General features: G+C 49.2%; 19 protein-coding genes. 4 read left to right on the top strand and 15 right to left on the bottom strand.

What is annotated here, in order from left to right; translation table 11 throughout:
- Positions 1-18: 18 nt before the first annotated feature.
- The 6 genes from EKG39_RS17560 to gmk all read right to left on the bottom strand — a co-directional run bounded on the left by EKG39_RS17560 (position 19) and on the right by gmk (position 6,256).
- Positions 19-1,674, bottom strand: coding sequence for an AMP-binding protein (locus tag EKG39_RS17560; RefSeq protein ID WP_126507289.1), 1,656 nt, complete (start codon positions 1,672-1,674; stop codon positions 19-21).
- Between the two features lie 244 nt (positions 1,675-1,918).
- Positions 1,919-2,617, bottom strand: a complete 699-nt coding sequence (gene trmH / locus EKG39_RS17555) for a tRNA (guanosine(18)-2'-O)-methyltransferase TrmH (protein WP_126507288.1) — start codon at positions 2,615-2,617, stop codon at positions 1,919-1,921.
- 67 nt (positions 2,618-2,684) lie between these two features.
- Positions 2,685-3,068: a RidA family protein gene (locus tag EKG39_RS17550; protein ID WP_126507287.1), complete on the bottom strand. Its 384-nt coding sequence runs from the start codon at positions 3,066-3,068 to the stop codon at positions 2,685-2,687.
- Positions 3,069-3,171: 103 nt separating this feature from the next.
- Complete coding sequence (gene spoT, locus EKG39_RS17545; protein WP_126507286.1) at positions 3,172-5,277, bottom strand: bifunctional GTP diphosphokinase/guanosine-3',5'-bis pyrophosphate 3'-pyrophosphohydrolase; 2,106 nt, start codon at positions 5,275-5,277, stop codon at positions 3,172-3,174.
- A 13-nt stretch (positions 5,278-5,290) separates the two neighbouring features.
- Entirely contained in the window at positions 5,291-5,575 is a 285-nt protein-coding gene (rpoZ, locus tag EKG39_RS17540) for a DNA-directed RNA polymerase subunit omega (protein WP_012327157.1), read from the bottom strand.
- A gap of 57 nt (positions 5,576-5,632) precedes the next feature.
- Positions 5,633-6,256 (bottom strand): guanylate kinase, encoded by a 624-nt coding sequence (gene gmk, locus EKG39_RS17535; RefSeq protein WP_126507285.1) that lies wholly within the window; start codon positions 6,254-6,256, stop codon positions 5,633-5,635.
- 378 nt (positions 6,257-6,634) lie between these two features.
- On the opposite strand from gmk, the gene EKG39_RS17530 reads away from it, so the two are divergent.
- The 3 genes from EKG39_RS17530 (at position 6,635) to EKG39_RS17520 (ending at position 9,851) form a co-directional block, all read left to right on the top strand.
- Positions 6,635-7,702, top strand: coding sequence for a DUF805 domain-containing protein (locus tag EKG39_RS17530; protein WP_126507284.1), 1,068 nt, complete (start codon positions 6,635-6,637; stop codon positions 7,700-7,702).
- 122 nt (positions 7,703-7,824) lie between these two features.
- Complete coding sequence (locus EKG39_RS17525) at positions 7,825-8,787, top strand: NTP transferase domain-containing protein (protein ID WP_246028546.1); 963 nt, start codon at positions 7,825-7,827, stop codon at positions 8,785-8,787.
- Positions 8,784-9,851 (top strand): phosphotransferase enzyme family protein, encoded by a 1,068-nt coding sequence (locus tag EKG39_RS17520; protein WP_126507282.1) that lies wholly within the window; start codon positions 8,784-8,786, stop codon positions 9,849-9,851. The genes EKG39_RS17525 and EKG39_RS17520 overlap by 4 nt, the downstream gene beginning before the upstream one ends.
- A 163-nt stretch (positions 9,852-10,014) precedes the next feature.
- Here EKG39_RS17520 and EKG39_RS17515 read toward each other — a convergent pair whose 3' ends face one another.
- The 4 genes from EKG39_RS17515 to EKG39_RS17500 all read right to left on the bottom strand — a co-directional run bounded on the left by EKG39_RS17515 (position 10,015) and on the right by EKG39_RS17500 (position 15,297).
- Positions 10,015-10,395 (bottom strand): cytochrome c3 family protein, encoded by a 381-nt coding sequence (locus EKG39_RS17515; protein WP_126507281.1) that lies wholly within the window; start codon positions 10,393-10,395, stop codon positions 10,015-10,017.
- A 44-nt stretch (positions 10,396-10,439) separates the two neighbouring features.
- On the bottom strand, positions 10,440-12,083 hold the full coding sequence (locus EKG39_RS17510; RefSeq protein WP_425470185.1) for an HAL/PAL/TAL family ammonia-lyase: 1,644 nt from the start codon (positions 12,081-12,083) through the stop codon (positions 10,440-10,442).
- Positions 12,084-12,109: 26 nt separating this feature from the next.
- Positions 12,110-13,669: a flavocytochrome c gene (locus EKG39_RS17505; RefSeq protein ID WP_126507279.1), complete on the bottom strand. Its 1,560-nt coding sequence runs from the start codon at positions 13,667-13,669 to the stop codon at positions 12,110-12,112.
- A gap of 470 nt (positions 13,670-14,139) precedes the next feature.
- The gene (locus EKG39_RS17500) at positions 14,140-15,297 is read right to left on the bottom strand and encodes a porin family protein (RefSeq protein WP_126507278.1); all 1,158 of its coding nucleotides are present in this window, start codon (positions 15,295-15,297) and stop codon (positions 14,140-14,142) included.
- A 647-nt stretch (positions 15,298-15,944) separates the two neighbouring features.
- Between EKG39_RS17500 and EKG39_RS17495 the strand changes: the two genes are divergently transcribed.
- Complete coding sequence (locus tag EKG39_RS17495) at positions 15,945-17,468, top strand: sigma-54-dependent Fis family transcriptional regulator (protein ID WP_185817644.1); 1,524 nt, start codon at positions 15,945-15,947, stop codon at positions 17,466-17,468.
- A gap of 15 nt (positions 17,469-17,483) precedes the next feature.
- Here the strand turns inward: EKG39_RS17495 and EKG39_RS17490 are convergent, their stop codons facing one another.
- The 5 genes from EKG39_RS17490 to EKG39_RS17470 form a co-directional block, all read right to left on the bottom strand.
- The gene (locus EKG39_RS17490; RefSeq protein WP_126507276.1) at positions 17,484-17,942 is read right to left on the bottom strand and encodes a hypothetical protein; all 459 of its coding nucleotides are present in this window, start codon (positions 17,940-17,942) and stop codon (positions 17,484-17,486) included.
- A 30-nt stretch (positions 17,943-17,972) separates the two neighbouring features.
- Positions 17,973-18,632 (bottom strand): TorD/DmsD family molecular chaperone, encoded by a 660-nt coding sequence (locus EKG39_RS17485; protein ID WP_126507275.1) that lies wholly within the window; start codon positions 18,630-18,632, stop codon positions 17,973-17,975.
- A 109-nt stretch (positions 18,633-18,741) separates the two neighbouring features.
- Positions 18,742-19,377, bottom strand: coding sequence for a DMSO/selenate family reductase complex B subunit (locus EKG39_RS17480; RefSeq protein ID WP_028763016.1), 636 nt, complete (start codon positions 19,375-19,377; stop codon positions 18,742-18,744).
- A gap of 12 nt (positions 19,378-19,389) precedes the next feature.
- Entirely contained in the window at positions 19,390-21,819 is a 2,430-nt protein-coding gene (locus tag EKG39_RS17475; RefSeq protein WP_126507274.1) for a DMSO/selenate family reductase complex A subunit, read from the bottom strand.
- Between the two features lie 40 nt (positions 21,820-21,859).
- Positions 21,860-23,866, bottom strand: coding sequence for an MtrB/PioB family decaheme-associated outer membrane protein (locus tag EKG39_RS17470; RefSeq protein ID WP_126507273.1), 2,007 nt, complete (start codon positions 23,864-23,866; stop codon positions 21,860-21,862).
- Positions 23,867-23,870 lie beyond the last annotated feature (4 nt).

Here is a 23,870-nt window from a genome sequence, read left to right as displayed (position 1 = left end):
AACAAAGGGGGCTAAAGGTTAGAGCTCCTCTTCCCAGCGAACCTTACCGCCACGGATCCCATCGACTCTTTCACTGAAACGTTTCTCCAATACATGGCGTTTTATCTTCAGTGTCGGCGTTAATATGTCGTTGTCGACATCCCAGGCTTCGGAGACGACAATTATGGCATCTAAGGTCTCATGGGACTCCAGATTAGGGTTGATGCTGTCCATTGTCGCCTTAAGAGAAGTGCGTACCTCTTCTCTTGGCTGCAGCGATGCGCCCTCGGAGAGTTGCACCAGCGCGATAGGATGCGGCAGGCCGGAACCTATGACGCAGAGCAGTTCTATATGAGGATCCTGTGCAAGCTTACGCTCGATAGGTACAGGCGCGACATATTTTCCTTTGGACGTTTTAAAGTTATCTTTAACCCGACCGGTAATGGTGACACAACCGTCGCTGTCGATTTCACAAAGATCGCCGGTATGAAAGTAGCCATCGGGATCGAAACTGGCTGCGGTCACTTCAGGTTGCTTATAGTAACCCGTCATTAAACCCGGGCTCTTAACCAATAACTCTCCGGACTCAGTTTGCTTTATTGTGCATCCCTCGATGGCACGGCCGACGGTGCCGATCTTAGCGGGATCGAATGGGAAGTTGATGATCGAGTAGGCACTGTTCTCTGTCATGCCCCATGCTTCACTGATGTTGAGTCCGATCTTGTGATACCAGGCGATCAGAGACGGTGGAATAGGCGCAGAGCCCGAACCCAACAGATGGCAGTGCTCTAACCCCAGACCCTCATGGATCTTCTTCTTAACGATACTGTTGAGGATTGGAACCTTAAGCAGAAAATTAAGTTTCTTATAGCCGATCTTCTCGATAATGTTTTGCTGGAACAGGCTCCAAAGCCGCGGGACGGAGAAGAACACCGTCGGTCTTGCGCGTTGAACATCGGCGACAAAACTGTCGAGACTCTCGACAAATGCGACGCTGCTACCGGAATAAAATGAGGAGCCTTCCATCGCCACACGTTCGGTAATATGTGCCAGGGGCAGATAGGAGATCAACCTGTCTTCAATATCTGTCTTAAGATCCCGGACCACAGCCTTACAGGTCCATCCATAACTGGCGAAGTTCTGAATCGCACCCTTGGGCTTGCCCGTCGACCCCGAGGTGTAGATCAGGGTCATGGTCTGATCCGGGGTTGCATACGGCGCATCGATTAGAGGTTGGCCCAGCTCGAGCAGACTGCTCCACTGGTATTGAGCCGGCATAGTCTCGTAGGGCATTGCCATTCTTAAGATGTCACCACCGACGCCTGCTTCCTGATCGGCCCAGTAATCCAGCTTGCCGATAAAAATGGCTTTTGCTTCACTGTGTTCCAGCACATAACGTATGGTGTCTGCGTTGGCCGTGGGATAGATGGGAACACTAATATATCCCCCATGCATCAGGGCGAGATCGGTAATAAACCATTCGGCGCAGTTTTTCGATAAAACCGCGACCTTATCACCGGGCTTTAACCCTAAATGTCTCAGTGCGCCGGCAATCTGCTGCATCTTCTGCTGAACTTCTACCCAGCTAAAGTCTTTATATTGGCCATTAATGGGTTGTCTCAGGTAGGTTTTGTTACCGAGTTTGTCGACCCAATGGGCTAGCATCTCTACAGGGGTTTTAATTGTCGATTCCATCAGCGATTCCATAATTATTATTGTTAAAATCAGACCAAACAGAAGTGTTCTTTTTATTTGTGTTCGATATCTGTTCGACTACGTCTTTGAGTATGGCGAAAAATGTGATCTATGACAAATTCTTTGGAGAATAAATAGTTGGCAGAGGAAAAATTGAGGAAAAGGGAAATTGGAGATAGGTATCGTGACTGTTCGGGTCGATCTTGCGTGTCAGACCGACCCGTTAACAGAGCTGTAAATAAACTTATCCGACCGATTCAGCTTGTGGCGAACGCATTCTTTCCCACCACTGCGGATCTGCGACTATCTGTCCCTGCTCATCAACCTTAGGATAGGGGATATCCTTACGTCGGCAGGCCTTAGCATAGATAGGGTGCCCTTGTTCGAACAGTTTTACCTGGCAGTAGGCTTCATCTAGCTTGCGTTGGCCGTACATTCCAGCCGCCTCTCTCTGACGCTGCGCTTCATACATGATGAGCGCCGATGCTACAGATACATTCAGGGATTGGACCATGCCAATCATAGGGATGATGATATGTTGATCGGCAGCCGCGATCCCTTCAGGGCTTACGCCATCCCGCTCATTACCTAAGATAATGGCTGTGGGACGGGTATAGTCAATCTCGCGAAAATCTACCGCATTTTCTGAAAAATTAGTCGCCAGAATTTGCATTCCCTGAGCACGGAACTGCGCTTGGGCCTCGTCCATATGATCATGCTTGATGGTTTTGACCCACTGTTGGCTTCCCGATGCCGTATTGCCTGAAACGCGCATATCAAGATCCGGCCAGATGGCGTGAATTTGATGTATTCCCACTGCGTCGGCGGTACGTATTACCGCGGCGATATTATTGGTCTTATGGACTTTATCGAGGCAGAGGGTGAGATCTGGCTGGCGGTTATCTAGCATCTGATTGATGCGTGCAAAGCGTTCTGGACTCATGGCTAACTTCTAATAGGTTTAAATAACAAAAGGGCGCCGCAGCGCCCTGATTTGAAGTCGAGGAGGATTAAATCTCCATGACTCCATCCATCTCAACTAAAGAATCTTTTGGTAACTGCTTAACGCCGATCGCAGCGCGAGCGGGATAAGGCTGAGAGAAGTAACGTTCCATTATCTCATTCACAGTCGCGAAGTTGCTCAAGTCAGTCATAAAGATATTGAGTTTAACGATATCGCTGAGTGAACCACCCGCCGCTTCACAAACTGCGGTAAGGTTTTCAAATACCTGAACCACTTGCGCTTCAAACTCATCGCTGACCATCTGCATATTTTCAGGATTCAGTGGGATCTGACCCGAAAGGTAGACTGTGCTACCGACTCTGACGGCTTGAGAATAGGTGCCGATCGCTTGTGGAGCTTTATCTGTGGCGATGATGATTTTTTCTGCCATAACACTCTCTCTGTTTTGTTAACTAACTATCGATTAGGAATTTAATGCTTACAAAACTTATACTTACAAAGCTTGTTATTACGAAACTCAGTCATTCCGAAGTCTAGCGATTACGGGAGGTACGCAGTACTTCAGGTAGTACCCTGATGCGTCGCATTACGTTGGCTAAGTGAATTCGGTCTCTGACCGAAACGCGAAGATTGATGAGGAAAACTCTGCCATCACGCTCTTCGGTGCTGAGGTTGTGAATATTGGCGCCTTCGGCGGCAACAATCGAGGTGATCTTGGCCAAAGCCCCTTGATGATTCACTATTTCCACTCGCAAGTTCGCCTGGTATTCGACGCCTTCGGCGCTGTCCCATTGGACCGGAATATACTTATCCGGTTCACCCTGATAACCACGAATATTGGCACAGCTTTCCATGTGCACTACCAAACCTTTACCAGGACTAACGTGGGCGATGACTGCATCGCCGGGGATGGGGCGACAACAATTGGCAAAGGTCACCAGCATGCCTTCGGCGCCGCGGATTGGCATCATGTTGGAGTCTTTATCTTCGTGCTGCTCTATCTGATCGCCAAGAAGTCGCTGAGCGATAACAATGCTCATGGCATTGCCTAAGCCGATATCGGCCAGTAGCTCATCTAAGGTGTTATGTTTGGTGTCGTTGACGACGCTATCTATCTGTTCGGACGAAATAGTGTCTAACTTGGTTTCGCCCAGTGCATGATTCAGCAGGCGTTTGCCCAGTGCTACCGCATCAACCTCTTTGAGGCTCTTCAATATCTGGCGGATCTTAGCGCGAGCCTTGCCCGTAACAACAAAGTTCAACCAGGCGGCATTGGGCCTGGCACCCTTAGCCGTAATAATCTCAACGGTTTGTCCCGATATCAATGGCTGGCTAAGTGGATAGGCCTGGCGATTAACGCGGGCACCGACACAGGTATTACCCACATCGGTATGAACTTCATAGGCAAAATCGACGGGTGTTGCACCGACGGGAAGTTCGAGAATGCGCCCTTCCGGAGTAAACACGTAGATCTCTTCGGGGAAGAGTTCGGTCTTAAAGTTTTCGACGAATTCGAACGAGGTACTGGCGCTTTGCTGCAATTCCAGCAGGCTCTGCATCCACTTACGGGCACGGACTTGTGTCGTGGTCCCTTGTTCAGCGGAGCTACCTTTCTTATAAATCCAGTGTGCCGCAACCCCTTTATCAGCCATCTGGTCCATATCTTCGGTACGGATCTGTATCTCAACGGGTACAGCGTGAGGACCAAACAGTGAGGTATGCAAGGATTGGTAACCGTTGGCTTTAGGGATGGCGATATAATCTTTGAAACGTCCCGGACGTGGCTTGTACAGCCCGTGCATGGCACCCATAACGCGATAACAGGTATCGATGGAATCGACAATGACGCGGAAGGCGTAGATATCCATCACTTCCTGGAACTGGAGTTCCTTGCTACGCATCTTGTTATAGATGGAGTAGAGATTCTTTTCTCGGCCCTTAACGGTGCCTTGCAGTCCGGTGTCTTCGAGGCGAGTATGTACCGCGGCCTCGATGCTTTGGATCAGCTCTTTACGGTTGCCTCTTGCGGCTTTTACCACCTCTTTAAGCACACGGTAACGCATCGGGTAATACGCCTGAAAACCTAAGTCTTCCAGCTCTATCTTGATATTGTGAATACCGAGACGATTGGCGATGGGAGCATAAATTTCGAGGGTTTCTCTGGCAATACGGCGACGTTTATCGGGTCTGAGTGCTCCGAGTGTGCGCATATTGTGAGTGCGATCGGCTAATTTAATCAGGATAACTCGAATATCTTGAGTCATTGCCATCATCATCTTGCGGAAGTTTTCGGCCTGGGCTTCTTTCTTATCGCGGAATTTTAGCTTATCGAGTTTGGAGACGCCTTCAACCAGTTCGGCGATGGATTCACTGAAAATCTCAGCGAGTTCCTCTTTGGTAACCGGGGTGTCTTCAATGGTGTCGTGCAGGAGGGCAGCCATAAGCGTCTCATGATCGAGACGCATATCGGCCAGGATGCGGGCTACCGCAACCGGGTGTGTGATATAAGGTTCACCACTTGTGCGCATTTGGCCTTCATGGGCATCACGCGCCACCTGATAGGCCTGCTTGAGTAATTCTACCTGATCGGGTTCTAAATAACTCGATGCAGACTCCTTGAGACCTTCAAACAGATACAAGTGGCAGTACTCCTTATATTACGTTGTTACGACCTTCGGCAATCGCAGCAACAGCAGCAATTTCAGCTGCTTCACGTTCACGGACAGTTTGGCGCTCATCGGCATCCAAAGTATCGGCAGTGACTAAACCTAATTCGATTTCGCGAAGAGCGATAACCGTTGGCTTGTCGTTCTCTTCTTCAACCATAGGGTCTTTACCCTGCACGGCGATTTGGCGAGCACGACGCGCTGCAACCAGGATCATATCAAAACGGTTGCCGATTTGTTCTACGGCGTCTTCTACAGTTACGCGAGCCATGTGTGGAAACTCCAGTGTTAGGATGAAAAAATGACGCAAAATTGTACATGATGACAGCTAGTCTGCCAACAGATCTTTAATCATATCATTTTGAGCATGAATTTGGCCAGCACCAGTTAAGCGTTGGCTGCGAATAATGGCGATTAAATCGACGAGGGCGGCATCGAAATCATCGTTAATAATGATGAAGTCGTATTCAGCATAATGTGATATCTCTGATGCGGCTTGTGCCATACGGCCTGCAATTATCTCATCGCTATCCTGCCCACGACCTGTCAGGCGGCGTTCCAGTTCTGCTCTCGAAGGCGGTAAAATAAATACCCCTATGGCTTCAGGCATCAACTTTTTAACCTGCTGAGCCCCTTGCCAGTCGATATCGAGAAACACATCGATACCTTCATTAAGGGTCTGTTCGATCACTTTGCGCGATGTACCATAGTAGTTACCGAACACCTCGGCCCACTCGAAAAACGCGTTGTCTTCAATTAATGCCTTGAACTCTTCGACCGTAACAAAATGGTAGTGTTGACCATTTACTTCACCGGGACGCGGCTGGCGTGTGGTGTGAGACACAGAAACTTGCTTGTCAGTCGGCTTATCTTTCAATAGTGCCGATATCAGTGAAGATTTACCTGCACCACTGGGTGCCGATACGATAAATAGATTTCCGCGTGCGGTCATTTGCTAAGTATCCAAAAGGTGAAAACGAAAGGTTGCCCCGCATTTACGGGTGATCCGGACATTATACAGCCTAGCAAGGGCGTGGCGCTAGTGTCAGTTTACTTCTATTTAGTTCAGCTGAGTTCTGCGTCGGACACTGTTTATAAGGTGATGGAACGAGTCTGATGTTGCTGCAAACGTAAAAAGAGATGTGCCCGGTGAATTTTTCAAGCTGGCACTGACTTTGAGAGAGAAATTGGTTAGTCTGTTAGCAGTTAAAGCTGATTATTTAGCTGGGGCCAAAGTGATATTTTGATATCAAGGCATTTTTTGGGCGTTTATGGCGCCGCTTAAGCTACTTATTTCCCATTCGAAGGTTATTGTTAGGTATCGAAATTCATGCAGTATAGATCGCTCTTTTGTGTCCGGGGACGAGATAATGGTCCAAGGTTTGCGCTTATCAGTGCACTGGCTTACCTCATTTTGTTATTGGGATTCATCTTTATCGGAGCCAGCTCGGCACTGATTATCCTTGGCTTGTTCTTGGCGCCTATCCTTGGGCTTAGCGGCCTGCGTCGTATGCGCGATGCTGCCAGACCGGCTTGGTTGCTTGGTTTGAGCTTTATTCCTTACCTGCTTTTCATTCTCTCTCTTGTCTATGGTGACAGCCTTAGCTTTTCTGCCACTTGTGTTGTCTTTGCCACTCTGATCACTGGCTTTCTGGCGATGCAGAGGTCGGCGAGTAAAAAGGGCCGTTATCAACAGGGGTATTCCGGGCCGGCGGCTATGGCTGCCGATGGGAAGGGGCGTATGAGGGTTGAGCCGACCTTAGATGGCTCAGCGGCGTCTGTTGCGGGACACAGTTTAGATACCGAGTTACCTGAGCAAGCTACAGACTCCGATCCCTATGGTGAATCAGGCAGAGGCTTCGATGGTGTCTCATTTGAGCAATGGAGCGCCTGGGCTAAACAAAACAGCAGGCTGCTTCTGGCCTCGGTTGGCGGGCTATCATGCATGATACTTATCGCAGGTCTTTGGTCGCTCTTTTCCGGGACGACAGATGAATATGTCGCACAGGAGCCGGAGATGTCGGTGCCTGAGATTGTTGTAAAACGGGATGAGGTGAAACTTCCCGATGGATTCAGCCTGATTCTGGAACAAGATCTGTTGGTGATGCGCTGGCTGGGTGAAACTGAGGCTCCCGGGACTATTTGGTCTCTGGCAACGGCTCAGGGAGACAAAACCTGTGCTCATCTGATCTTTAATAATGGTACGCGTTATCGCCCCGTGACGGTGGAGCAGATGCCGGATACAGGCATTGAAGCCAGATTTTCACCTCTCGATACTGAATCCATTATTAGCGACATCGCACGCCGCGGGAGCGTAAAGCTATGTGGCTATGATTTTAGCCTGAAAGGCAGTCAATCTGCGCTAGCTAAGAGTGGCTCATTTATCCCCTATTTATAGTTGGATTATATAGCTGGATATAAATAGGCTTACTCTTTAAACTTTCCGGCTGAGTATGGGTCGTCAATTAGCGGCGACCAAATAATGGTATAGAAACTTAGTGTATGACGCTTAGAGCAATCATGAATGAAAACAGTCCGTTGACTCTGGTAATTATGGCAGCGGGACTCGGTAGTAGATTCGGTGGGGATAAGCAGGTGGCCGCCTTAGGACCAAATGGCGAAACCATGTTGGAACTCTCAACGGTATCGGCATATAAGGCGGGTTTCACTCAGGTTGTGCTGGTGATAAGGCCCGAGCTCGAAGTTCAGCTCGAGTCTCTGTTTTGTGAACGAGTCAAACCTCAGGTTTCACCAGCTTTTCAATATCACTTTTGCTACCAGAGTATTGGTGACCTTCCGGATGAAGCGTTAACTCATCTCGATAGCTTTGACCACAGGCTGAAACCTTGGGGCACGGCGCATGCACTCTGGTGTACCCGCCACAAAGTTAAAGGCTTGATGGCGGTGATTAATGCCGATGATTATTATGGTGACAGCGCCTTTGAGCTGATGGCCGAAGGTTTACGAGCCAGACCTCAAGAGTGGATGTTAGTGGCTTATCCTATGCACTTAACCTTGTCTGAACATGGCGGAGTGAACAGAGGTGTATGCCGGGTCGAACAGGGTGTGCTGCAAGGTGTTGCCGAGTGGACTGAGATCCAACAGAAACCCGAAGGATTAGTGGGTTTGTGTGATGGAGTGTCCGGAAGCCTGAAGGCTTCGACCCCAGTGTCTATGACTTGCTGGGGATTCTCTGTCGATATTTTTGCGATTATAGAGGGTGCGCTGAATCAGTTTATTGCCGAGCATGGCCATGAACAAAGAGCGGAGTGCTATCTGCCCAACGTTATTCAGCAGTATATGGATTCGACCAGGTTTAATAAGCAATCTAATCATGAGCTTAATGTAAAGCAGCAAGCCAGACTGATACGGGTTGAAACGGCTCAGGAACCATGGTTTGGTGTGACCTACCCTCAGGATGTAGCGTGGGTAAAAGATAAGCTCAATGAGCTTGCAAATAATAAGAATGGAGTGGTTGCGTGATCGATTTTATTAGGCAGCCTGTGCTGCCATTTTATGGTATTCCGTCTGCGGAGACCTCAGTGTCACCCCTGGGGAATGGTCACATCAACGATACCTTTCTGGTGAGGTGGCCCCTTGGTGAACTTGTCCTGCAAAAGATCAATACTCAAGTATTTAAAACGCCAAATGAATTAGTCGATAATGCCGATAAAATTGCGCACTACCTGTCTGACAAGCAAGCGTGTGGCGACTACTCACTTAAGGTAGTCAAGCCAGTTAGAACACAAGATGGGCTGTTAGCGGTAGACCTGGGAGAGCGGGGATTTTGGAGAGCGATAAACTACCTTCCACACAGCCATAGCATCGAAGTGGTGAGCTCGGAAGATGAAGCCTTTGCCGCCGCAAAGGCCTTTGGCCACTTCTCATCTGCTTTAAGCTCTCTCGATGCCACCGAGCTTGCCGATGTTATAGCGCAATTTCACCACCTTCCGGGCCGTATCGAGCAGTTGCAAGCGGCCGTTGCCAAAGACTCTCAAGCGAGAGTTAACTCCAGCCGAGAGTGGATTGATTTCGCGCTTTCTCAGCAATCCCTGCTGAAAGAGTTAAGCGATATTTCACCTAAGTTGCCACTTAGAACCTGCCATAACGACACCAAGATCAATAACATGTTATTCGATAAGCGTGATATGAGCAGCCTGGCAATCATCGACTTAGATACCTGCATGAAAGGGCATCTGATGTATGACTTTGGCGACATGGTGCGTACTTTCTGCTCGCCGGAAGAGGAGGATTCAACGGCACTGGAAAATGTTCATGTGCGTGAGTCTATCTTTGCTGCGATCTGCCGTGGTTACCTGAGTGAGTTGGGCGAAGTGCTGAGCCGTGAAGAGAGAGCAAGCCTCTGGCTGGGCGCCCGTGTTATCTGCCTGATGATCGGAGTACGTTTCTTAACCGATCATCTCAATGGTGATGTCTACTTTCATATCCATCATGAGAATCACAACCTGGAGCGCGCCGCCAATCAGTTTACTCTGTATAAGAGCCTGCTTGAGCAGCAAGAAAACTTGTTAGCTTTTCTTAATTAATAAAGTCTGCTTTTTCTATAAAACCCGCCATAAAAAACGTCCCGGGACCTTAAGGCCACGGGACGACGGAAAAATACCTTCACTTAATGAGATTGGGAGCTAAAGCCGGTTATTCCAAAAATTTAATGAGACTGTGATGTAATACCAATCGGTATAAGTTCTGTTAACGCTTCATGTCCGGGTATTCAAATTCATGACATTGATTACAGTAGACCGTACTCTCCTTGTGTTCCTGATGACAGTAAGTACAAGGCAGGTCGGTGCCGTAATGCAGGCTGTCATGAGGATTAGGCTCTACATCGTGTCCCGCATCCTTCGGGCGTGCCGTCTGCATGGCCATATCATCGCTGCTGCCGTGGCAAGATTCACACTGACTCGCCGCTGGAATGGTTTTACGTTTTGCATCACCATGACATGCGGCACATTCAACCTTGCCATTATCACCTGTCATGATCTCTTTATGATAATCCTTCATCTGCACCGCAGAAGCTGCCGGGGCCACTAACAAGCAGGCTAACAATAAAGTATTAAGGGTTTTAAACATCTTGAAATCCTATTGCGGGGCAGCACGCCGCCCCGCCTAACCGTTTAGTATTGAGCGATAAAGTCGTAAGACGCCTTGATATCCGGCGTAAATGGACGGTCTAACTCAACGAATGGCACCTGCTTGCGATAGTTTTTGTACATAGCCTTGGTCGCTTTACCCATATCCAGATCTGGATTGGTAAGCTTACGCAGATCGATGGCCTGAGTTGAATGCAGCAATTCAAGACCATAGATGTAGTTGGTGTTGTCGACGATCTGGATAAGATTGTCTGAAGCCAGTTTCAGGTTAGTGAAGGTATCTTCGATGTTACCCGCAACCGGGATGCCGTCGAATGAAACCGGGCTGGCCAACTGCTTGTTACGTACCTGCATATCGACAAAGTTCTTCTGGATAGCACCGAAAGCGTGACCATGGTTACCAGGTGCACCCAAGAAGCGAGACAGCTTAGTGAAATGGTTGTCTGACAGATGAATAGTACGCATCACACTGTTGTGAGACACGTGGGTCAATGCCACGCTGAGTCCTTGAACAGCCAGTGCAACCGGTAGTGGTTCGAAGTTCGTGGTCGGGAATACTCCGCCTTTACCTTCGATCAGATACTTAGCCACCTGTGGATGCTGAGTGTAATCCTTCGAGGCATTCAGCACCACGCCTGGGTTATCATCCGAGTGGTTGATCTGTACATCGATAACTTCACCCAGATCGGCAAGTGCCTTCTTGGCACCCGCAAAGGTATAGGCGGTAGTACGATAGCTGAGTGGATCTTGTAGTGAACGTTGATCGTTCAGCTGCCACAGGTAGCTGCCATCTAACTGGTTAAGAATTTCGCTGGTCGCTTCCTTGATGTATGGGAAAGGACGAATGTCATTGGTTTGAGGCAGAAATGGCGATACGTTGCCGTTCAGACCTTCCAGGCTAAGGCTGAATACCGTAGGCGAAACAGTCATAAGGTGTGATGCATCCCGGTAACCCTTCATGGCATAAGCAACCGCAACAGAGTTGTTAGACAGAATAGACAGCGCATCTTTACCGATAGGCTTAAGTGGTTTAACACCGGCATCCTTCATGGCTTTAACGCTGCTGACACGCTTGCCCTTATAGAACACGTCCCATTCACCGATCATGGCCAGACCCACATGAGAAGCCATCAAGATATCGGCCTCACCTACAGTGCCCTTTGATGGGATAACCGGGGTGATCCCCTTGTTCAGATACTCTTGGTATAGCTCGGCAACGTATGGTTGAACACCGGTTTGACCGGATAAAATGGTGTTAAGACGTACGGCCAGCGCGACACGGGTCAGGCGAACCGGTACGGCTTCTCCCATCGCAGCGCTGTGAGCACGCAGTGTGCTGTAGTTGAAGCTTTTTGAGGCATCCAGTACGGCCTTGCTCAGCTTGCCATCTGCGGTAAATAACTTCTGATCTTTGTTCAGTCCCACACCGACAGTTAAACCATAAACCGGCTTGCCCAGACGCGCCGCATCCATCAACAGCTCATGGGCCTTAACCAGGTTTTTAGCCGCTTTTTCGCCTATTTTGACGTTAGCGCCGTCGGCAATTGCCCACGCTTGAGCTTGTGTCATGTGCTGGCCATCTAAAACCACACTATCCATTGCCAGTGCACTTCCTGACATCAGGCTTAACGCCAGAGAGGCCATAACAACTTGCTTACTATTCATCATCTTAACCCTTTTTATATTTGACTTAATTATACGTGTTTCAACACAATACTTTTTGATGCGGCACACATTTGCCCGGCGTTACGGCCCGTGACGACACCTTCAGCAACGGCGCAGGCACCGAGACGGCTCGCACCGTGGATGCCACCGGTTGCTTCACCCGCCGCGTACAGGCCTGCAATTGGCTTGTAGGTCACCAGATGCAACACCTCAGAGCGGGTATTTACCTTGACGCCACCCATGCAGTAATGAACCTTTGGCCACATGCGGACGGCGTACCAGGGGCCTTGCTCCAGCTTCATCGCCTTCTGCATGGGTCTGCCAAACTCACTGTCCTCGCCGGTATCGACGGCCTTGTTCCAGCTGGCCACCTGTGCCTTGAGTGCGTCGGCGGGAATGCCATAAATTTTGGCCAGCTCTTCGAGCGTGTCCGCCTTCTTGATGACGTTATATTTCAATCCCCAATCCAGGGTCTGGGCCTTGCTGGCGCCTTCGGCATTGGTGAAGCCGATGGGGTAGACTGGTTGTCCCTGGGCGTCACGACGGGTCATGATGGCGTCGGCGCGGGCCTTGCGGTCTGCCAGTTCATTGAAGAAACGCTTACCGGTGCGCGCATCGACCACTATGCCTCGGGGGTAGGTCGCGATGGTGTTAAATTGTGAGGCGGTACCAAATCCCTTCTCATCGGGAGAGGCCCATGGCCCAAGCTGAATTTGATCCAGATGGATGGGATTAGCGCCAATCAGCATCATCTGCTTCAGCGCATCAGCATTGGCTCCCGGATGGTTAGTAGAGTCCAGCTCCTTGGTGAGTTTAGGTTGTTGCATCTTGCGATATTCGATGTCGCGGCCAAATCCGCCAGTGGCCATGATGACTCCCTTGCGGGCACCATAACGGCGAGTCACACCGGAGCGCTCTTTAGGGAAAAAGTAGTTGGCCTTAACTTCGATACCCGTTATCCGACCGTTATCATCCTCGATGAATGACTCCAGCTTGGTTTGGGTGCGCATATCTATGCCGCGCTTTTTAGCTGCCTTAACCAGAGGACGAATGATCCCGGCGCCTGAGCTCTCTACGGTTTGTAATACGCGGGGAATAGAGTGACCACCAAAGTGCTGTACAAAGGGTTTCCACTTAACGCCATAATCGGTCAGCCATTGGCACGACTCGGCGGTGCCATTACAGACCAGCTTGAGCATCTCGACATCGTTCATGCCACGGCCCGCTTCAAGCATGTCGGCGACCATAGTGTCTACCGAGTCCTTAATACCGTTTTGCTCCTGTAAGGGTGAGCCGGCAACGGCCATGGCGCCACCATTGATGGTAGAGTTACCACCGAATACCGGCATCTTGTCTACCACCATTACGCTTGCTCCGGCTTCCCGGGCCTGCAGGGCTGCAGACATGCCGGCAAAACCGCTACCTACCACTATGACGTCGACAAATTCATCAAACTTGATCTCTTCGGCCGGCACACATGCGGCGCTGACAGGCTTAGCTATTGCAGCTCCCAGACCGGTAACGGCAAGTGCTGCCCCTCCGGTAATTAGCTGGCGCCTGCGATGGCTTATTGGTTGTTTGTCACTCATTCTCGTGTGTTCCTTAATCTTTCCGGGCGTATCGATCTGTTTATCTTCGTTATTACACTGTTAACTGCAGTGACTATGCCAACTGCTGTAAATTGGTGAGAATTGAGGTGGTTTATGATCTGTAACACCAAATCACGATATATGATGAATTGAGACCACGAAGTTTCGTGTTGAACTTGAAATATCGGTCAATAAGAACTGTTAGATAAGGCTATATAACTAATGTGTGTTTTATATTTTATGGTGCTGAATAATAAACCTGTTGTAGGCTTAGATGCCGGGTGAGCAGTCGTGAGGTAAAGAGAAATAAATACTGCTTGTTGTAGGCTTAATTTGTGGCAGTAAATAAAAAGGCTCTATATATCATAGAGCCTTTTTATGGTGCCATAACATTAATGGCGGCAGGGAATTTAATCTTTAATTGCTTCGTGTTGGTTCTAACTGTTTATCCGATATTTAATCGATAAAACTTAGAAATAATATCCGAAGTTAATATTAATTCGCTTGTCCAGATCATCGCCAAATTCCGGCAGGCCAACATGGTCATTATTCTTAGTCGAGAATGTCATGTTTTTACCCATGATAAAATCGATCATGGTATAAGTCGGGCCAGCTGAAACGGCGCAACCTGTGACATTTTGAATGCTGTCATCATAGCTTGAATCAGCAACATCAGGTGTCATTAAACCGAAGTCGTTATAACACTTAACGCTACCCCATGATGTTGGAATGGTCTTGGCAAGGTTGAGGCTGTAAACCTGCCCCTTGGGAGCAATTTCATACTGCCAGTTAACCACCGATACGCCGATCTTGTTGTCATCTACCGCATCGGCGGCGTCATACTCATACTGCATCGCCTGTAGTTGCAATTTCCAGCCGTTGTAGATTGTTTCCATGTGCGCTGCAACGGCATATCTGTCGCCATTGTTACCGGTTTTGTTGTTGTAGATCTGGCCCGCTTCGACCGAAGCACCTAGGGTGGTCGAGCCGCCTTCATGCTCCATGGTGTAGGTTTGACGAAGGTTTAACTGATTAGTCTCTTCGTTGTTGTACTCGGTGCCATTGTCGATACCGTCATAGGTGGTATCTATGGTGCCGGTGAAGAGATCCGTAGCGTAGCGCTTGATCTCAGACGGGCCATATTCCGCGCCTTTATAGAAGGCCAAATCTGTGTGCCAGCCATTTTTTTCATAGACGGCCTTGATACCGATATCATGATCGTCTTCGAAGCCCAGGTAGTAAGGTAGGCCAAACCACCAGCTGTTAGAGATGAAGCCTGGGTTACCGAAGGGGACCTTGTTAATACCAAACTGCAGCTGCCAGTCCGGGTCGATATCATAATAGCCGTAACCATATTTGATAAAGTTGGTGCTCTTGGTGAAACGATATTCGGCGGCCAGACCGAAGTCGCCTTTCTTGCCCTTCATGACTAAGGTCGCAGTGTCGAAAACCAGGTCGCCGCCTTTGTCTTTTGAGCTGTCATCATATAACTTCAGGCCATAATTAACCCGAACCGAGCCACCAATATTAATCCCATCTTCCTGAGCCTGAACGCAACCGATAGAACCGGCCATTGCCACGGCTGTCGCTACGGCGGACAGCATAAGTTGAGTGGATTTCTTCATCATCATTTTCCTGTTACTACTGTTTATTATTGAGTTATTTATATGCCGTTCAGCCATTTATAAAAGGCACTGTTATCCAGCTTTCTTTTGAATGTGAAATGTAAAGTTTGACCTTTATCACAAACAATTAATTATTGTCGAACAGCATAAGTTGAATTTTCTTTTCATCTCTTATCGGCATAATCAATTATTTATATAAACTGATAGCCGTAGCCTTAATAAAGCAGTAAGCATGCCAAGCTATAAATGAAGAGTGAAATGTACGGTTAATTAGATGTGAGTCAACAAAACACGAAATATCAACAAATGATAACACTAAATGCCGTAAAACCACCTAGGTTTCGTTAAACTCGTTACATCTGTATTTGGCATGTAATGCGATCTATTTAACGTTTTTTAAGTAATGGCGATGTAGCGCCGGTGTGTTTAATAAAGGCTTGGTGGCTCATGTTATTTATATAATCACAGTCTTGATCACAAATATTCTATGGCTTTTGTGATTTCGAGTTGGTGGAATATATTGACGTCACATTAATTGAACTTGGTTGGGGAGTATGGTTATTATCAAGTTAATTATTTGATCGGTACCACGGAATCACGAAATATAACGAACTACAATGATATTTAACGGTAGCCATTCAGAAGAATCAATGGAAAAGTTCTATTACAAAGCGACTCAATGTTTATGCAGTAGTCTTCAGTTAGAAGAGTCACTGCAGAGCTACTTTGATTACATTAAATCCCTGCTTCCCATCGATGGGATCTACCTGAATATCTATCGTCCCGATTTCAGCGATATTCAGTTTATCGCCCAGGTCAATGATCAACAGTCTTCTACTCTGGATAAACGGATACCGATCAGCCATGAGATGTGCGAGGCGCTTCAGGATCTCGACAGGCCGATTATTCGTATCGTTAATGATATTGAGCTGGATACTGTGACCCAGTTTGTCGCCCCTCAGGTCATTCCCGAAATTAAGTCTGTCATCCTGTTGCGGATGGTTTCCGGCAATACCCATCTCGGGGTCGTGGGCTTTTACGCCAAGCAAGCCGGAGTCTTCAGACCGCGACATGTGGATATGCTCGAGCCGCACATGCAGACCTTCTCCCTGATAACCGCATTCAACCTCAAGGGGCGTAACCTGCTCAGAGCCAATGAAGCCCTGGCAGAGCAGAACCAGTCGCTTAAGCGGACCTTGAATATCTGTAATGGCGTAGTCGGCGCTCATTCTGGCCTGAAGCATGTGATGCAGCAGGTTGAGTCTATTGCAAAGCTCAACACCACTGTGTTGATGATGGGAGAAACCGGTTGTGGTAAGGAGGTGATCGCAAATGCGATTCATGAACTCTCATTGCGTGCCAATAAGCCATTTATCAAGGTTAACTGTGGTGCGATTCCCGAGAGCCTGATCGATTCTGAACTCTTCGGCTATGAGAAGGGAGCGTTTACCGGTGCAGAGTCCCGCAAGGCCGGGTATTTTGAACAAGCCAATGGCGGCACTATCTTCCTGGATGAAATTGGGGAGCTGCCATTGTCGGTGCAGGTCAGACTGCTCAGGGTTTTGCAAAACAGTACCATTACCCGTGTCGGCGGGCACGATGCCGTGCAGTTGGATATCAGGGTTATCGCCGCGACGCATCGTAACCTTAAGGCGATGGTGTCCACGGGCGAGTTTCGTGAAGATCTCTGGTATCGATTAGCTATTTTCCCGATTGAGATCCCCTCTCTGAGACAGAGACGTGCGGATATCCCTCTGCTGGTGCAGCATTTTATCGAGATGCTGTCGGCCAAGTTTAACCAGGACCAGTTGCCCCGGGTAGCACCCGAGCAGTTGGCGATTTTGAGCCAGTATCATTGGCCAGGTAATGTCAGGGAGCTTATCAATGTGCTGGAGAGAGCCATTATTCAGCACCCCAAGGGACCGCTTAATTTCGATTTCCTGATGCCGGAAGTGAAAGTCGACGATAAAGAGAATAGGGGAGAGACCATCATTGTCGATCCCAGTCATGCAACCGATAAACTGGTGCCGCTGGAAACTATGACCCGAAAATATATCGAGCATGCGCTGCGGGTCACGGGTGGGAAGCTCTATGGTCCCGGTGGTGCCGCTCAGTTGCTGGATATCAATCCCAATACCATGCGCAGCAAGATGAAAAAGTTAGGTATCTGTTAGTCAAATAGATCTAAGCTAACGTCCCATGTTTCGCTTCTGGCGTCGCCTCTTCCCGTTGAGCTCATCGAGCTGTTCGGTCAGATTGAGGAGCTGTTGCTGTAACTCTCTATATTGAGTCAGGCTGAGCTCATTGTCCGGCTTCTCCTCCATCTCTTTTGTTGCCCAGATTTTGGCAAGCTGAATGATCAGGTGCTCCGCCTGACTCAGGTTGTCATGCTCAATCTGTTTGATCATCAGTAACCGAAAGCAGTCGAACAGTATGGTGAGCATAAACTCATGCCCCAGAGGCTGCTCTTGTTCCTGAGCCTCTTCTTCTCGAAAGCCAATAGCCGCGATCAGGTTAGAAACCGTGGTGACCGTGGTTGCGCCAACGAAGAGGGAGTGGATCTCAGGCTCTTGAAGCAGAGCCTGCTCAAGCTGTTGCGCCAGCTTGCCTTTATTCCACTGCGCTCCCAGTGCCTTGATGAATGTCATAGTAATCCACCCGTTATTGAATCTTATGCATTAACGATACAGGCGCGTTGTCATAGGGACCAGATTTAATCTCTGGATCAGTCCATCTAAGTAGGCTTGAGTTAGTATTGCTATGCCGCGGTAGAAGTCGGTTTTAGCATGTTCAGTCATGAGTTCCAGGCAGCGACCCGACCATGGAAGCAGGTGTTGCTGGAGTTGTATCATGCAGCTGCGCTCTATCGCTTCACTATCTTCAGTTTGAGCCCACTGGGTCAGCAGCTGATCCAGCACCGCGAAGAACAGACCGATATGATCCACAGGTTGATTGGTATCCAGCTCGAAGCTGATCCCCTGCTCTTGATAGAAGGCTTTCAGTGCCAGAGTCGTCTTGTCATTGAGGAGTTGTCTCTCGCTCAGGTAGACCGATCCCCAAGGCACGGCATTAGGCTCGCCGGGACCATAGAAGAGTTGTGCATAGTCCAGCTTCAGGGCTTGTTGTTTGTCTGCACTCCACTGGTTGAGGTAGTCAGACAGCAATTCGCGACCACTGGATTCCCGGGCCGAACCCGTAAATTCTGGCCAGCTTTGGGCAACACCATGCTCAATAAATCCTTGGATCAACTCGGGTGTCGGGTCGTTAAAGAGCACATTGTGAAGAATGCGCGCAATGCCTTGATATTCCAGGAGCTCATTTTCGGTAAGGGATGACATGCTAACCTCATTTGTTGAACTAAAATTTGTCGGGATTAAAGTTTGTTGGAACTAACAGCAATTAACAGGAAAAAAGGTGCCATTCCAGAAGAATGGCACCAAGCAGGGGTTAAACTTCTGAGTAGTTCAACACTTCTCCGTCGGTGGCGCCGCTTGGGCGAGAGTGGCGGTTAGGTGTGATGAGTAAGTTTGGCGTCGTCACACTGCTTTCCGGCAACGGAGCAACATCGGGTGAGATGGCTCCAGGGTACTTAGCCTTCAACTCGTCCATAGGACCGAAGTCGATAGCACGCATAGGACAAGACTCGACACATGAGGGCTGCTTACCTTCGGCAAGACGCTCATAACAACCGTCACACTTGGTCATCACCTTACGATCTTTGTCAATCTGTGGTGCATCGTATGGACAAGCTCTTGCGCAGCTTTCACAACCGATACACAGATCTGCCGCCACATGGACTAAGCCATCTTCGCGGCGCTTGTGCATCGCACCAGTTGGACAGGCTTTAACACACACAGGCTCAGAACAGTGGTTACAGCCGATAGACATGTAGTAGGCGAATACGTTCTGGCTTACTGTGCCATCGCCATTTTCTGTCCATTGACCGCCACCGTATTCATAGACCCGGCGCCAGTTGATGCCTACAGGAAGGTCTTTACGATCCTTACACGATACCTGACAGGTTTTACAGCCGGTACATTTACTTGCGTCGACATGAAAGCCGTATTGGATATTATTGCTCATTGTTAACTCCTATCAGACCTTACGGATTTCAACCAGGTTAGTGTGCTGAGGATTACCTTTAGTTACAGGTGTCGTGCGTTGTGTGGTTAGTACGTTCAAACAACCGCCCTTATCCACATCGCCGCCGGGTTTGAACCATGCGCCCTGACCCAGTGCGGTTACACCGACCATGATGCGTGGTGTCACCTTAACTTCGACTTCGATGGTGCCGCGATCGTTAAAGATGTGGACCTTATCGCCGGTTTTCAGTCCGCGATGGTTCGCATCGAGCGGGTTCATCCATACGGCATCCTGTACTACTTCACGTAGCCATGGAACGTTATGGTAGCTGGAGTGGGCACGGCCCTTAGTGTGGTAACCGGTAAGCTGTAGTGGATACTTCTTCTTGGTCTCAGTATCTTCATAACCTTCCCAGGTCGGCACATATTTAGGCAGTGCAGATATCACATCACCCTCTTTGAGCTTCCAGGTGCGGGCTTTGTCTGCCAGACGTGAAGAGTAGATTTCGATCTTGCCCGATGGTGTGCCCAGAGGATTGGCTTCAGGATCGTTACGGAAATCTTCCAACACGATATAGCCGCCGTCCGGCAGGTATTTACGGTAGATACCCTGTTTGAGCATCACCTCTTTATCCGGTAGTCCCGGCGTTGCGGCTTTTGACTCGGCATAGAATTGATCCAGCCAGTCTGTGCGGCTCTTACCCTCGGTAAACTCGGCCTCGACACCCATGCGTTTGGCAAGGTCGACACAGACTTCATAGATAGGACGGCTCTCGAACATTGGATCGACGCCGCTGCTCATCTGTACCAGGGTGGCGGTATCACCGGCTGCGTAGCTTTGGTAGATAAGATCTTCTGATTCTAACCAAGTTACATCGGGTAGCAGGACATCGGCAAACTTGGCACTCGGCGTCATCCAGTTATCGACCACAAGAATAAACTCACACTTAGATTCATCTTGAAGTAACTTCTCTGTCTTACGTACGTCTGAGTGTTGGTTAATAAGGGCATTACCACCATAGTTGATGATAGCCTTGATATCTGTACCCAGCTTTCCGTCACCCTCTTCGTCAGTATCGACACCCTGTACACCATCGGACAGGACGGTCATGTTTTTACCGTCTTCGATAGCCTGAGTGAAGGTAAAGAATGAGATCGCTTTCTTAACCGGGTTTGCGCCTGTCGGCATAAATGGTGCGTGCAGGAATGAACCTTTACACAGTCCGCCACAGTTCGTGCCCGGCAGACCCAGCTGGCCTAATAGGATAGGTAACATGTAGCCTGCGCGGGTGTTGTTCTCACCAGCGGCCTGGCGGTTAAGCGAGGCGGCAATCTGGATGAAAGGTGCACGAGCCGCAGCCAGCTCACGAGCCAACTCTACGATGATATGAGCTTCGATACCTGTGATAGCAGCAGCCCACTCAGGTGTCTTAGCATTAACACCCGGGGTTGAGTCACCAACCGTAGCGTTATCGAGAATATAAGCTTTATAGCTCTCTTCATATCCAACACCAGCTGGCATGGTCTTCTCGTCATAACCGACACAATATTTATCCAGGAAGGCCTGATCCACTGTGTTGGTGGTGATCCACTCATAGGCTAAGGCTTCGAACAGCGCCGCATCGGTACCCGGACGGATAGCGATCCACTGATCTTCCTTACCTACTGCAGAGTCGGTATAACGTGGATCGATCAAGATAGTCTTAAACTTATTCTTCTGCTTCTGCATCAGGAAGTCATAGGCTTCACCCGAACCACTCATGCGGATCTCAGATGGGTTGTAACCTACCATAAGCACTAAGTCTGAGTTTTGCATCTCAGAGACGCTGCTTCCCTGCCAACCCGGACCTGCAGAGCCGTATGTCTGTCCCGCTGCTTCATAAATTTGCGACCAGCTATAGTCGCCATAGGCGTTGAGATAACCACCCTTAAGGTTCATCAGACGGTAGAGACACTGCTTACCGGAGAAGTGATAACGCGCACCTGAGTTATAGGTGAAGTGAATCGACTCGTTACCATATTGGTCTATGGTGCCTTGCAGCTTTTCTGCCACGAGATCCAGGGCTTCATCCCAGCTGATACGCTCAAATTGTCCACTGCCGCGTGGGCCGACACGTTTCATCGGGTATTTCAGGCGATCGGGTGCATAGACACGCTTTCTTAGTGAACGACCACGAAGGCAGGCACGCACGTCATGATCGCCGTATTTATCTGTGGTGGTAAATTCTGACTCTACGCGGGTGATCACCCCATCGGTAGAGTAAACCTGTACCGGGCAGTTAGAGCCACAGTTAACCAGACAAGCCGACCAGTTCAGATTTTCACCGGCAACCGGTGGCGTAGGTGGTACCACTTCAACATCTTTAGAGCTAGAGTTACAGCCTGAAACCGTCGCTGCGCAACTTAGTGCTGCACTCATTTTTAAGAAACTTCTGCGTTCCATTATATTATCCTCATTGCAGTTATGATTAGCACTGTTTGCATTAGCGCAGCTGGTAGCTAAACGACAACATCACTTGGTGCGCGTTATAGTTATGGTTCAGGTCGCCTAAGGTGGTCAGTCCCGGAACTGTATCGACATCAATTTGCGCGTAATCGGTGTCGTAATAGCGCTCATACTGGTAAGCCAGTTTTAACGCCATCTCTTCACTCAATGCGTAGTTAGCATGTAGCTTGAGACTATGATTGAATGAGTAGTAATCCCCCTGCGGCGTGGTGACGTCATAGATGATTAACGTGTCGCTGGTGGAGTTTGCGAATAGGTAATCGCCGCCCAGAGTGAGCTTGTCTTCCAGTAGCCCTGTATAGGTGAATCCAGCGCCCAGGTTGATAAACTCATCTTCGATATCGGCGGACCAATCCGGGGCAGAGATACTCTGGATGCCGGTTTGATTGGAGTCGATCCACTGCTGACCGGCAAAGGCATAGCCAGACAGATGCTCATCGAGCTGCAGCCCAAGGTTGATGTCATAGCCGTAATCTTCAGATCCGGTCAGACCCAATTGAGTCTTGTCGTAATCATCTTTGGCGTAGCGGGCGGTCATATCCAGACTGAGCCACGAAGTCGGAGTGTGATTAAATTTGGCTTCGAAGGCGGTACGCTTTCTGTCAGCCAGGTAATATTTCCGTAGTAAGGGGTTAGATTCAGATGACGTCAGTTCGCTGGTTTGATATTCGCTTCCGCCACGATTATCCAGACTGGCCTTGAACTTAAGCTTGATATCTTCCAATGCGCGGACATTGAGCTTGGCCCAAAACACGTCATTATCGGTCTGCTCACGGTCACCATGGCTGCGTTCCATCTCTTTGCGGTCATAGCCGGCCTGCAGGCGATAGTCGCTGCTGAAGCGATAACTGGCATTGAGCTTAAGGCCGCGGCGCTCGGTATCCAGAGGCACATTTTGTTTAAATGCACCCGTGATCCCGTTAACTTCAAATTGAGCGAACTCCCATACCGAGCCCTTGTTGTCGCGCTTGCTGTAATCGACACTGCCGCCGAGTCTGAGTCTATTACTCAAAAGCGAGGTGACTGACAGCTTGCCATCTAAGGTCTCGACCTCTCCGTCCCAGTTTTGTATTGGATTACCGGACATCTGGATCAAATCATCGTCCTGGATCATCTTGCCTGACGCCAGACGACCGCTCATGACGGTGCGGCTCAACTGATATTGACCCGACAGGCTAACTTGATGAGCCTCATTGTCGGGAGCTGGTGCAAAGACGTCATACAGGTAGGGAAGACTCAAGGCGCCGATATCGTTCTTATACTGACTCACGAAGTAATTGAGATTAGTAGCCCAGTTATCGCCGGAAAGTGACAGACCTGCGGTGAGGTTATCTGTGTTGGCATCGACAGGCAGACCGAAATTAACCGGACGGGGAGTGACAATGCTGCTGCTCTGGTAACCGGTTTTATTCTCGTGGTCGTAACGTACATAAGCCTGATAGAAATCCCGGCCATAACTCAGACCCAAGCCAGCTTTGTTTCTCTGCAGGGAGAGCTCCTGGGTCTGAGTATGTTCGCTCGGGGTCAACACGCCATCTTTGTACCATAACTGGCTGCGTGCATCGCCTGACTGATAACTGGTCAGTTGTTGATAATCGGCTGTTATCTCATAGCGGCCGGATTTGCCCGCTTCAAGGTGAGCGAAGCCGTTATCCAGACCTAGTTGGTGTGCCTGGAACCTGGCTTTATAGCCTGCTCCGTTTTGATAATTGAGGTCGGCATCCAAGCTGGCATTAGCGCCGTCTTTATCGGTACCGAAAGCATTGCCGGAGTGAATGTCGTCACTCTCAATATAGGCGGCATTGATACCAATTGTGCCGCTGTACCCTTCGACTTGAGGGCAACGTTTACACTGAAAAGTTTCCTGTTTAACTTTACTGGTATTGGCCTTGTTCACGCCAAAGTCAGCCGCCATTGCAGAGCCCGTTACCGCGCCCGATATAGCGAGAAGTGATAACGTGATGAGGTTAAATTTGAATCTCATTTGA

Source organism: Shewanella atlantica, from assembly GCF_003966265.1.
GTDB lineage: Bacteria > Pseudomonadota > Gammaproteobacteria > Enterobacterales > Shewanellaceae > Shewanella > Shewanella atlantica.
Note: the sequence above shows the minus strand (reverse complement) of the source record. Positions and strands in the feature narration are given on the sequence as shown.

Excerpts from the sequence above, each read along its gene's own strand:
- EKG39_RS17495 (WP_185817644.1), top strand. The coding sequence starts at position 15,945 with ATGGAAAAGTTCTATTACAAAGCGACTCAATGTTTATGCAGTAGTCTT.
- EKG39_RS17470 (WP_126507273.1), bottom strand. The coding sequence starts at position 23,866 with ATGAGATTCAAATTTAACCTCATCACGTTATCACTTCTCGCTATATCG.
- EKG39_RS17550 (WP_126507287.1), bottom strand. The coding sequence starts at position 3,068 with ATGGCAGAAAAAATCATCATCGCCACAGATAAAGCTCCACAAGCGATC.
- EKG39_RS17485 (WP_126507275.1), bottom strand. The coding sequence starts at position 18,632 with ATGTCATCCCTTACCGAAAATGAGCTCCTGGAATATCAAGGCATTGCG.
- EKG39_RS17475 (WP_126507274.1), bottom strand. The coding sequence starts at position 21,819 with ATGGAACGCAGAAGTTTCTTAAAAATGAGTGCAGCACTAAGTTGCGCA.
- EKG39_RS17560 (WP_126507289.1), bottom strand. The coding sequence starts at position 1,674 with ATGGAATCGACAATTAAAACCCCTGTAGAGATGCTAGCCCATTGGGTC.
- rpoZ (WP_012327157.1), bottom strand. The coding sequence starts at position 5,575 with ATGGCTCGCGTAACTGTAGAAGACGCCGTAGAACAAATCGGCAACCGT.
- EKG39_RS17500 (WP_126507278.1), bottom strand. The coding sequence starts at position 15,297 with ATGATGAAGAAATCCACTCAACTTATGCTGTCCGCCGTAGCGACAGCC.
- EKG39_RS17510 (WP_425470185.1), bottom strand. The coding sequence starts at position 12,083 with ATGATGAATAGTAAGCAAGTTGTTATGGCCTCTCTGGCGTTAAGCCTG.
- trmH (WP_126507288.1), bottom strand. The coding sequence starts at position 2,617 with ATGAGTCCAGAACGCTTTGCACGCATCAATCAGATGCTAGATAACCGC.
- EKG39_RS17530 (WP_126507284.1), top strand. The coding sequence starts at position 6,635 with ATGCAGTATAGATCGCTCTTTTGTGTCCGGGGACGAGATAATGGTCCA.
- EKG39_RS17525 (WP_246028546.1), top strand. The coding sequence starts at position 7,825 with ATGAATGAAAACAGTCCGTTGACTCTGGTAATTATGGCAGCGGGACTC.
- EKG39_RS17505 (WP_126507279.1), bottom strand. The coding sequence starts at position 13,669 with ATGAGTGACAAACAACCAATAAGCCATCGCAGGCGCCAGCTAATTACC.
- EKG39_RS17490 (WP_126507276.1), bottom strand. The coding sequence starts at position 17,942 with ATGACATTCATCAAGGCACTGGGAGCGCAGTGGAATAAAGGCAAGCTG.
- EKG39_RS17480 (WP_028763016.1), bottom strand. The coding sequence starts at position 19,377 with ATGAGCAATAATATCCAATACGGCTTTCATGTCGACGCAAGTAAATGT.
- EKG39_RS17515 (WP_126507281.1), bottom strand. The coding sequence starts at position 10,395 with ATGTTTAAAACCCTTAATACTTTATTGTTAGCCTGCTTGTTAGTGGCC.
- gmk (WP_126507285.1), bottom strand. The coding sequence starts at position 6,256 with ATGACCGCACGCGGAAATCTATTTATCGTATCGGCACCCAGTGGTGCA.